General features: G+C 72.1%; 8 protein-coding genes. 4 read left to right on the forward strand and 4 right to left on the reverse strand.

The features are described from left to right. Position 1 precedes the first annotated feature (1 nt). The 4 genes from ACFRCG_RS45920 to ACFRCG_RS45935 all read right to left on the reverse strand — a co-directional run bounded on the left by ACFRCG_RS45920 (position 2) and on the right by ACFRCG_RS45935 (position 4018). Positions 2-1249 (reverse strand): sensor histidine kinase, encoded by a 1248-nt coding sequence (locus ACFRCG_RS45920; protein WP_380042632.1) that lies wholly within the window; start codon positions 1247-1249, stop codon positions 2-4. Continuing rightward, positions 1246-2100 (reverse strand): ABC transporter permease, encoded by an 855-nt coding sequence (locus ACFRCG_RS45925; protein ID WP_380042633.1) that lies wholly within the window; start codon positions 2098-2100, stop codon positions 1246-1248. Before ACFRCG_RS45925 ends, ACFRCG_RS45920 begins: the two co-directional genes overlap by 4 nt. Next, a complete protein-coding gene (locus ACFRCG_RS45930; RefSeq protein ID WP_380042634.1) occupies positions 2100-3035 on the reverse strand; it encodes an ATP-binding cassette domain-containing protein in 936 nt (311 codons plus the stop codon). Before ACFRCG_RS45930 ends, ACFRCG_RS45925 begins: the two co-directional genes overlap by 1 nt. Positions 3036-3334: 299 nt before the next feature. Continuing rightward, entirely contained in the window at positions 3335-4018 is a 684-nt protein-coding gene (locus tag ACFRCG_RS45935) for a TetR/AcrR family transcriptional regulator (RefSeq protein ID WP_380042635.1), read from the reverse strand. A 162-nt stretch (positions 4019-4180) separates the two neighbouring features. Between ACFRCG_RS45935 and ACFRCG_RS45940 the strand changes: the two genes are divergently transcribed. From ACFRCG_RS45940 to ACFRCG_RS45955, 4 genes are all read left to right on the forward strand, one after another. Continuing rightward, on the forward strand, positions 4181-5143 hold the full coding sequence (locus ACFRCG_RS45940) for a metal-dependent hydrolase (protein WP_380042636.1): 963 nt from the start codon (positions 4181-4183) through the stop codon (positions 5141-5143). 210 nt (positions 5144-5353) lie between these two features. After that, on the forward strand, positions 5354-6391 hold the full coding sequence (locus tag ACFRCG_RS45945; protein WP_380042637.1) for a PDR/VanB family oxidoreductase: 1038 nt from the start codon (positions 5354-5356) through the stop codon (positions 6389-6391). A gap of 31 nt (positions 6392-6422) precedes the next feature. Then, positions 6423-7298, forward strand: a complete 876-nt coding sequence (locus ACFRCG_RS45950) for a M24 family metallopeptidase (RefSeq protein WP_380042638.1) — start codon at positions 6423-6425, stop codon at positions 7296-7298. A gap of 23 nt (positions 7299-7321) precedes the next feature. After that, positions 7322-9145: an SDR family oxidoreductase gene (locus ACFRCG_RS45955; protein WP_380042639.1), complete on the forward strand. Its 1824-nt coding sequence runs from the start codon at positions 7322-7324 to the stop codon at positions 9143-9145. Positions 9146-9274: the final 129 nt, after the last annotated feature.

The raw sequence follows: 9274 nt of genomic DNA on the forward strand, positions 1-9274 counted from the left end.
GTCAGGATCCTCCCGGGTCGGTCAGGTGCAGTACGGCCGACACACGCCAGCCGCCGCCGGGCAGCGGTCCGGCCGCCACTTCGCCACCGTAGACGGCGGCGCGCTCGCGCATGCCGGCGATGCCGCTGCCGGTGCCGGTGGCGGCCGTGGCGGTGCCGGTGGTGCCGCCGGCGGCGGCGAACACGCGGGGGCGGCCGTCGTCGACCACGCTCAACTCCAGGCGATCGGCGGAACTCCACACCCGGATCCGGGCGTTCGCGCCGGGTTCGGCGTGCTTGAGGGTGTTGGTCAGGGCCTCCTGGGCGAGCCGATACACCGCGAGTTGGGCGCCCTGCGGCACCTCGCGAGTGTCGCCCTGGATGGTCAGCGTGGTCGGCAGGCCCGCCGCGCGGACCTGTTCGGCCAGCGCGCCGAGCCGGGCCAGGTCGGGCTGGGGGTGCCGGGCCGCGTCCGGTTCGTCCTCGCGCAGCACGCCCAGGAAGCGGCGCATCTCGGTGAGCGCCTGCCGGCCGGTGCCGGAGACCTGCTCCATCGCCGTCGCGGATCGGTCGGGCGTACTGCGCACCGTCATCGCGGCGGCGTCGGCGAGGGCGACCATCACCGACAGGTTGTGCGTGACGATGTCGTGCATCTCCCGGGCGATCCGCGCGCGTTCGGCCGCGACGGCGAGTTGGGCCTGCTGTTCCTGGTCGCGCTCCAGGCGGTGGGCGCGGTCCTCCAGGGCGGCCAGGTAGCGCCGTCGGGTGCGCAGGTTCGCGCCGAGCACCACCGCCGTGACGGCCATCGCGCTCAGTCCGACGAACGCGCCGAAGCGGTAGCCGTCCAGGGTCCAGCGTCCGACGGCCAGCACGATGCCGACCTCGACCACGGCCAGCGCGTACACCGTGCGGCGCCGGTCCTGGGTGGCGGCCACTGTGTACAGCGCGATCAGCAGGCTCGCGTCGGCGCCGGTGCGCGCGTCGATGATCCACTGGATCAGGGCCACGGTCGTGATCACCGCGAACACCGCCACCGGGGCCCGGCGGCGCAGCGCGAGCGGCAGGATCAGGGTCAGCCCGACCACCGACCAGGCGGACAGCCGCATCAGGTTGCCGGACTCGAAGATGAGCACCAGGCCCACCGCCACGGTGGTGTCGGCCCAGATCGGATGCCCGCGGGTGAAGGTCATCACGCGCGCCGGGACGGCGGCGAGCCCATGCCCGCCGCCGTCCCGGCGCAGTGCCGTTTCGATGCGCCGTAGCGTGCTCATGCGTCGCGCCTGCGCAACAACACCGCCGCTGCCGCGAGGGTCGCCGCGGCGTAGAGCGCGAAGACCGTGATGCCCGTGTTCGGGGACAGCGCGTCGGCCGACGGATGCCAGCGGGTGAACGCCTGACCGGCCTCGCTGGGCAGGTATTTGGTGATGTGGTCCTGCCACGCGGTCGGCAGGGCCTGCACCACCTGGGGCAGCACGAGCAACAGGCCGAACACGATCGCGATGCCGCCGGCGGCGTTGCGCACGATGGCGCCGACGCCGATCGCCAGGATGCCGGTGATCGCGAGGTAGAGGGCCACTCCGATCACCACGCGCGGCACACCCGGGTCGCCGAGTGCGACGTCGATGTGCTCCCGGCTCAGCACCGCCTGTCCGGCCAGGAACGCGATCAGGGAGGTGACCAGCATTAGTACGAAGGTGACCGCGCCGAAGACGACGGCCTTGGCCCACAACACGGGCAGGCGGTGCGGCACCGCGGACATCGTGGCCCGGATCGAGCCGGTGGCGTACTCCCCGGTGATCACCAGCACACCCAGTACACCGATCGCCAACTGGGCGAGGTAGAGGCCGGTCAGGCTCGCGTTGGGCGCGGAGAACCGCGCCCGCTCCGCGGCACCGGTGTCCGGCCAGCGGTCGACCGTGCCGGAGGTGACCAGCAGGCCGAGCGCGATCACCACGAAGACCGCGGCGACAAGGACCCAGAACGTCGAGCGCAGGCTGCGCAGTTTGATCCATTCGGCGTGGAGCACACGGGCGAAGGTGACCCTGCCGCGCCCGGCGGCGCGGGAGACGAAGTCGGGGGTGGGAGCGGGTGCGGGGGCGCCGGGGGTGATCGTGGTCGACATCAGGCGGCCCTGCCCCGTGTCCCGCCCGACGGGTCGCCGACCCGATACTCGACCGCGTCGCGTGTCGACTCCATGAACGCCTCCTCCAGGGACACCCGATGCGGGACCAGTTCGAACAGGGTGATGCCGTGCGCCGCCGCGATGCGACCGATGTCGTCGCTGGAGACCCCGCTGACCTCCAACACGTCGCGCTCCTCGGTGGCGATCCGCACCTCGGGCCCGAACAGCAGCGCCCGCAGCCGATCGGCGTCGGGGGTGCGCACCCGGACCTGGTCGGGCGCGGCACCCGCGATGAAGTCCGCGACCGACGTGTCGGCGATCAGCCGCCCCCGCCCGACCACGATCAGGTGCTCCGCGGTGAGCGCCATCTCGCTCATCAGGTGTGAGGACAGGAAGACCGTACGTCCCTCGGCGGCGAGCGACTTGAGCAGGGTACGGATCCACAACACGCCCTCGGGGTCGAGGCCGTTGACCGGTTCGTCCAGGACCAGGGTCGCCGGGTCGCCGAGCAGTGCGGTGGCGATGCCGAGCCGCTGGCCCATGCCGAGCGAGAAGCCGCCGACCCGCTTGCGGGCCACCTCGTCCAGGCCGACCATCCGGATCACCTGGTGCACCCGGCGGGTGGGGATGCCGGTGGTGGCGGCCATGGACAACAGGTGGTGGTACGCCGAGCGGCCGGTGTGTACCGCCTTCGCCTCCAGGAGCGCGCCGACCTCGTGCAGCGGGGCCGGATGGTCGGCGTAGCGGCGGCCGTTGACGGTGACCGAGCCGGAGGTGGGGCGGTCCAGACCCAGGATCATCCGCATGGTGGTGGACTTGCCGGCGCCGTTGGGACCCAGGAAGCCGGTGACCACGCCGGGACGGACGGTGAAGCTCAACCCCTCCACGGCGGTCTTGGGACCGTAGCGTTTGGTCAGTGCTTCGGCTGTGATCATCGCTGGATCTCCGCGGCTCCGGTGCCTCGACGCCTCCCCGGGGAGGGCCGCCGGGCGGGTGCCCGGTATGCCCTCGACGGTAGGGAATCGGTGCGGCCGTGACGATCGCCGTGCGGACGAACCTTTGGGGCGTGGACGTGCGCCCGGAGGGTGAACGGGTACGCCCCGGGGATGACCCGGGTGGGGGCCGGCCCGGCGCGGATCGGGTGCGGGTCGGGTGCAGGGGGGTGCGGGTCGGGTGCAGGGGGGTGCAGGTCGGGCGCTGCGGGTCGTCGATCCTTGCTACTCCCGGTGCGTTTTCACTCCGGCTGCGTCCGTGCGCGCCGCAGGGCGAGGGCGGCCTCGGGTGGTTGCCACGCCGGATCGAGGTCGGCGATGGTGACGAACGTGTCCATCAGCAGCATCACCAGCAGGTTGTGGACCTCCTCGCGGGCCAACTCCCGTCGGGCCAGCCAGTCCAGCGTGACCCCCTCGACGCAGTACAGCCAACCCACCAGCGCGGCGCGGGCGATCGGCGACAGGTCGACGCGGCCGTAGGCGCCGTCGGCGAGCGAAGTGAGCATCTCCTCGCGGACCCGTTCGCGGATGGTGAGCACGTCGGCGTCGAAGCCGACGCCGCCGCTGACCACGGTGCGGTAGGCGGCCTCGTTGCCCTGGGCGAAGCGCAGATAGCCGTCCAGCACCTTGCGCAGCCGGTCGGCCGCGGGTTGGTCGGCGTCACTGCGGGCGCGGGCGACCAGGTCGGCGACGGAGTCCTCGATCACCGCGACGTAGTAGCCGCGCTTGTTCCGGAAGTAGTAGTAGAGCAGACCCTTGGCGACGTTGGCGCGGGTCGCGATCTCGTCCACGGACAGCGCGTCATAGGAGGTGTTCGCGAACAACTGGCGCCCGATGGCCACGAGTTCGGCGCGCCGGGCCTGCGAGCGCTCGGAGTCGGGCGGGGTTCGGCGACCCTCCGTGCGGGATCGTTGACTCTTGTTCAAATCGGGGCCTGGTTTCGGTCGCGGCGACGGCTGCGGGTACGCGCAGAGTATCGAAACCGGCGGGCGCTCAAAGTATTGACTTTTATTCAACACTCCCTACTGTGAGGTAACAAGACAGGTGACCAGAGAGGCAGCAAGAGTTCCCCACGAAGGAGCACCGTCATGTCCTCGGCTCCCCCCGGCCCACCGCTCCCCCGCCGCGAGCGCCGCGTCCGCCGCTCGACCCGAACCCCGGCCAGGGGTCCGTCCGTTCGCGCCGACGAGCACCACGACCTCGCGCTCAACCCGCGCGACGTGCGCTTCGACTGGTCGCGCCTGCCGATGCACTGGGTCCCGCGGGAGCCGATGGCCACACACACGATGAACGTGCTGCACCTGCTGCTGCCCGAGGGCGAGCGCTGGTTCGTGCGCACCTTCCGGGAGGCGTTGCCGCTGGTCACCGACGAGCGGCTGCGCGAGGACGTGATCGGCTTCATCGGCCAGGAGTCCGTACACGCCGAGGCCCACCAGGGTGTGCTCGACCTGCTGCTCGCCAAGGGCCTGGATCCGGCGCCGTTCGTACGCCAGGTCGAATGGCTCTTCCACCGCGTGCTCGCCGGTCGGGACGACCTCACCGGCCCGGCCGCCCGCGAGCACCTGATCGAGCGGGTCGCGATCATCGCCGCGATCGAGCACTTCACCGCGTTCCTCGGCGACTGGGTGCTCAACGCGCCCGGCCTGGACCGGGCCGAGGTCGACCCGGTGATGCTGGACCTGCTCCGCTGGCACGGCGCCGAGGAGGTGGAACACCGCAGCGTGGCGTACGACTTGCTGATCCACCTGGATCCGGGCTATCTGCGCCGGATGCGCACGATGGCGGTCACCGGGCCGGTGCTCACCTGGATGTGGGTGCGCGGCGTGCGCTTCCTGATGCGGGCCGACCCCGACCTGGCGGGCCGGGCCCGGCCCACGTGGCGCGCGTACGTACAGGCGTCGCGGCGCGGGTTGTTGCCGGGGCTGACCGGCGCGGCCCGCTCCGCCGCACGGTACGTCAAGCCGCACTACCACCCGACCCAGGAGGGCTCGACCGGGCAGGCGGTGGCGTATCTGGCCCGATCTCCGGCGGCGCGGGCGGCTGCGCGGTAGTTCGCTGCGATAACCCCTTCGATCCGGACACCGAGGATGCAGAGGATGCCGATGAGCCCGTCCATACCGCCAACCTCCGCGCCGTCTGGGCCCACTACACCGCCGCCAACCTCCGCGCCGTCTGGGCCCACTACACCGCCGCCAACCTCCGCGCCGTCTGGGCCCATTGCCCCGCCGCCGGACCTGTACGGGCGTGAGCGCGGCGACCGGATGATGCGGGCGCTGACCGTGCTCGGCCGCGTCCACACCGAGGCGATCGCGCGGCGCGGCCGGCGGCCGGCCCGGGTGGGTACGCCGAATGTCCGCTCCGACGCGCTCGAACTGGTGGTGCGCGAACGGGTCGTCGAGGCCGAGGACGTGGTCTCCCTGCGGCTGACCACACCGGCCGGCGGCCGACTGCCCCGCTGGCAGCCGGGTGCCCACCTGCTCCTGTTGCTGCCGTCCGGACGTCGCCGGCACTACTCGCTGTGCGGCGACCCCGAGGACCGCTACACCTATCGGATCGCGGTGCGCCGACTGGCCGCGGGCGGCGGCGGATCGATCGAGGTGCACGACGCGTTGCCGGTGGGCGCCACGCTGCGAACCGCCGGGCCGCGCAACGCGTTTCCGTTCGCCGCCGAACCCGCCGTGTTGTTCCTTGCCGGCGGCATCGGCATCACCCCGATCCTGCCGATGGTGCGTCATGCCGCGCGGGTCGGATCGGACTGGCGGCTGATCCACCTCGGCCGGACCCGCGACTCGCTGCCGTTCGGCGCCGAGTTGGCGGAACTGGGCGGCGCCGAAGGGAGGTTCGAGGTGCGCGCGGACGACGAGGAGGGCCCGCCGGACTGCGCCGAACTGCTCGGCCGCGCTCCCGTCGGGGCTGCGGTGTACTGCTGCGGGCCGGCGCCGATGCTGGCCGCCGTACGCGAGGCCGTCGAGGCAAGTCCGGCCGGCGGCCTGCACTTCGAGCGTTTCGCGCCGGCGCCCGTGGTCGACGGCCACCCGTTCACGCTCCACCTGCGGCGCAGCGGCATCGAGCTGCCGATACCGGCCGACCGGCCCGCGCTCGACGTGCTGCGCGAGGCCGATCCGGACACCGCCTACTCCTGCCGGCAGGGCTTTTGCGGCGTGTGTCGGGTCAACGTGGTGGCGGGCACGGTGGAGCACCGCGACCTGCGCCTGACCGACGACGAACGCGCGGCCGGCGCGATGCTGATCTGCGTCTCCCGCGCCGCCGGGGGCGAGCGGTTGGTCCTCGACCTGTGATCCGCACGATCTCCCTCGGAAGGCGGCGTTGATGAGCACACGGCCAAGGGTCCCGGCGGCGCGCGCGCCCGGGGGCATGCCGGCGTTCCGGTACGACGAGGACGACCTGGATCGATTCCGCGACGTGCAGCGGTTGGCGTATCGGTGCGCCGAGCGGGTCGCGGCCTGGATCGAACCGGGCGTCACCGAGCGGCAGGCCGCCGCGCGACTGGGGCGGGAGTTGGCGGCGGAGGGTGTCCGGGACTGCTTCCACATCCCGTTCGTGTGGTTCGGCGACCGCACCGCGTTCCGCGACTTCCGTACCCCGCTGCAGTTCTTCCCGAGCGGCCGGGTCCTGACCGAGGGCATGCCGTACGTATTGGACTGCGCGCCGATCGTGGACGGGTACACCGGCGATATCGGCTACGCGGGCAAGTTCGGCGAAAACCCGGTGTGGGACCGGGTCGTGGCCGATCTCGGCGCCTACCGCGAGCTGATCGTGACCGAGGTGCGCCGGCGCAGGCCGCTGGACGACGTGTACCGGGCGGTCGACGCACTGACGGTCGCGCACGGCTACGACAACAGGCATCAGGTCTATCCGGGGCGGGTGATCGCCCATCAGGTCACCCGGGTCACCCTGCGCAGACCGATCGGGGTGAACGTGCTCGGCTTCGGTGTGCGCACGATTCGCACCCTCGGTCGGGAGCTGATCGCCGAGCGGCTGCACGGGCGTTCGCCGTTGTGGGCGGACGGTCGGGCGTCGCGACATGCGCCGACCCCGGGCCTGTGGGCGGTGGAACCGCACATCGCGCTGCGCGCGGTGGGCGCCAAATTCGAGGAGTTGCTGGTGGTCACCGACGACGACGCGTACTGGCTCGACGACGACGTGCCGCACGTGCGGAGGTTGCGCGAAGGGGGGTCGCGATGACGGCGGGGGCTTCCGAGGGAGTCGTGAACAGAGGTGTCGAGGAGGCGGCCGGGGAGGGCGGCGTGGTGCGCACTCGGACCGTCGTCTCCGGTGGTGTCCGGCTCGCGGTGTACGAACAGGGACCGGCTGACGGCCCGTTGGTGCTGCTGGTGCACGGGTACCCGGATACCCACCACGTGTGGAACGACGTCGTCGCCGATCTCGCACACGACCACCGGGTGGTGCGCTACGACGTGCGCGGCGCGGGGGCGTCGGGGGCGCCCGGGAGTCGATACGGCTATCGGCTGGAGCAGTTGGCCGCCGACCTGTTCGCCGTGCTGGACGCGGTGAGCCCGGATCGGCCGGCGCACGTGCTCGCCCACGACTGGGGTTCGATCCAGGCGTGGGAGGCGGTCACCGACCGGGCCGGGCCGCGCCGGATCGCCTCGTACACCTCGATCTCCGGGCCGTGTCTGGACCACGTCGGACACTGGGCCGGACGCCGACTGGCCCGGCCCACGCCACGACATCTGCGCCAACTCGCGGCCCAGTCGGCGCGTTCGTGGTACATCGCGGCGTTCCACCTGCCGATGCTCGCCCCCGCGGTCTGGCGGTCGGGGGCGGCGGCACGTTGGGGCCGGCTGTTGGCCCGGACCGAGGGGGTGCGGCCGCGCGCGGATCACCCGCGGGCCACGCTCGCCGACGACGCGGTACGCGGCATCGAGCTGTACCGGGCCAACATGCTGCCCCGGATGTTGCTTCCGGGGCGGCGCGAGACGACCGTACCGGTGCAGCTGATCACCCTCGCCGACGATCCGTATGTCGGTGCGGCGTTGTCCGAGGACCTGGACCGCTGGGTGCCCCGGTTGTGGCGGCGCACGCTCGCGGCCGGCCACTGGTCCGCACTTCTGGAGAAAGGCCCGACCGTGGCCCGGATGACCCGCGAATTCGCCGCACACATCGACCACGGCACCACGACGCCCGACCTCGACACGGCCCGGCACGGTGAACGGCCGCCGAGGAAGGACCCGTTCGCGGGACGGCTCGCCCTGATCACCGGCGCGGGCGGCGGAATCGGCCGAGCCACCGCGGTCGCGTTCGCCGAACAGGGCGCCGACATCGTGGTGTGCGACGTCGACCCGGTCGGAGCCGAGCGCACCGCCGAACTGGCCCGCCTGTACGGGCGTTCGGCGCACGTGTACCGCGTCGACGTGTCCGACGGCGCGGCCATGGACACCTTCGCGGCCAAGGTCGCGGCGGAACACGGCGTCCCGGACATCGTGGTCAACAACGCGGGCGTCGGCCACGCCGGCTCGTTCCTGGCCACCACCGACGCCGAGTGGAAGCGGGTGTTGGACGTCAACCTGTGGGGCGTCATCCACGGCTGCCGGGCCTTCGGCACGCTGCTGGCCGAACGCGGCGAGGGCGGACACATCGTCAACATCGCGTCGGCGGCGGCGTACACGCCCTCCAAACTGCTGGCGGCCTACGCGACCACCAAGGCGGCGGTGGCCATGCTGTCCGACTGCCTACGAGCCGAACTGGCCGGCTCCGGCGTGCGGGTGACCACGATCCACCCGGGCATCGTCAACACCGGAATCACCCGCAGCACCACCTTCTCCGGAATGAACACCACCGACCAGGCCGCACACCGAGAACGAGCGTCCAGACTCTACGCCCGCCGCAACTACTCCCCGGAAAAGGTGGCGGACCAAATCGTCCGAGCAATCCGCCGTCGCCAAGCGGTGGCACCAATAACCCCGGAAGCCCGAGCCGCCTGGTGGCTGAGCCGCCTATCCCCCACAACAATGCGAATACTGGCCCGCGCAGGCATCGCCCAGCCTTCCCGCCACGACACAACCCACTGACAGCCACCCGAGCGCGGGGCTTGTCAGAGTCGGCGGTGGGCCGCCGCCGGCGCGCGGGGCTCCGATGCTGAGGGCTCCCGACGAGACGGGTGCGTTGGTCGGCGAAAACCGACCGGCAGCGGCGGGGCG

It is taken from the genome of Embleya sp. NPDC056575 (assembly GCF_042793325.1).
In the GTDB taxonomy this organism is placed as follows: Bacteria; Actinomycetota; Actinomycetes; order Streptomycetales; family Streptomycetaceae; genus Embleya.

Bases quoted from the DNA above. Each gene is read 5' to 3' on its own strand.
- ACFRCG_RS45920 (WP_380042632.1), bottom strand. From the start codon at position 1,249: ATGAGCACGCTACGGCGCATCGAAACGGCACTGCGCCGGGACGGCGGC.
- ACFRCG_RS45925 (WP_380042633.1), bottom strand. From the start codon at position 2,100: ATGTCGACCACGATCACCCCCGGCGCCCCCGCACCCGCTCCCACCCCC.
- ACFRCG_RS45930 (WP_380042634.1), bottom strand. From the start codon at position 3,035: ATGATCACAGCCGAAGCACTGACCAAACGCTACGGTCCCAAGACCGCC.
- ACFRCG_RS45940 (WP_380042636.1), top strand. From the start codon at position 4,181: ATGTCCTCGGCTCCCCCCGGCCCACCGCTCCCCCGCCGCGAGCGCCGC.
- ACFRCG_RS45945 (WP_380042637.1), top strand. From the start codon at position 5,354: ATGATGCGGGCGCTGACCGTGCTCGGCCGCGTCCACACCGAGGCGATC.
- ACFRCG_RS45950 (WP_380042638.1), top strand. From the start codon at position 6,423: ATGAGCACACGGCCAAGGGTCCCGGCGGCGCGCGCGCCCGGGGGCATG.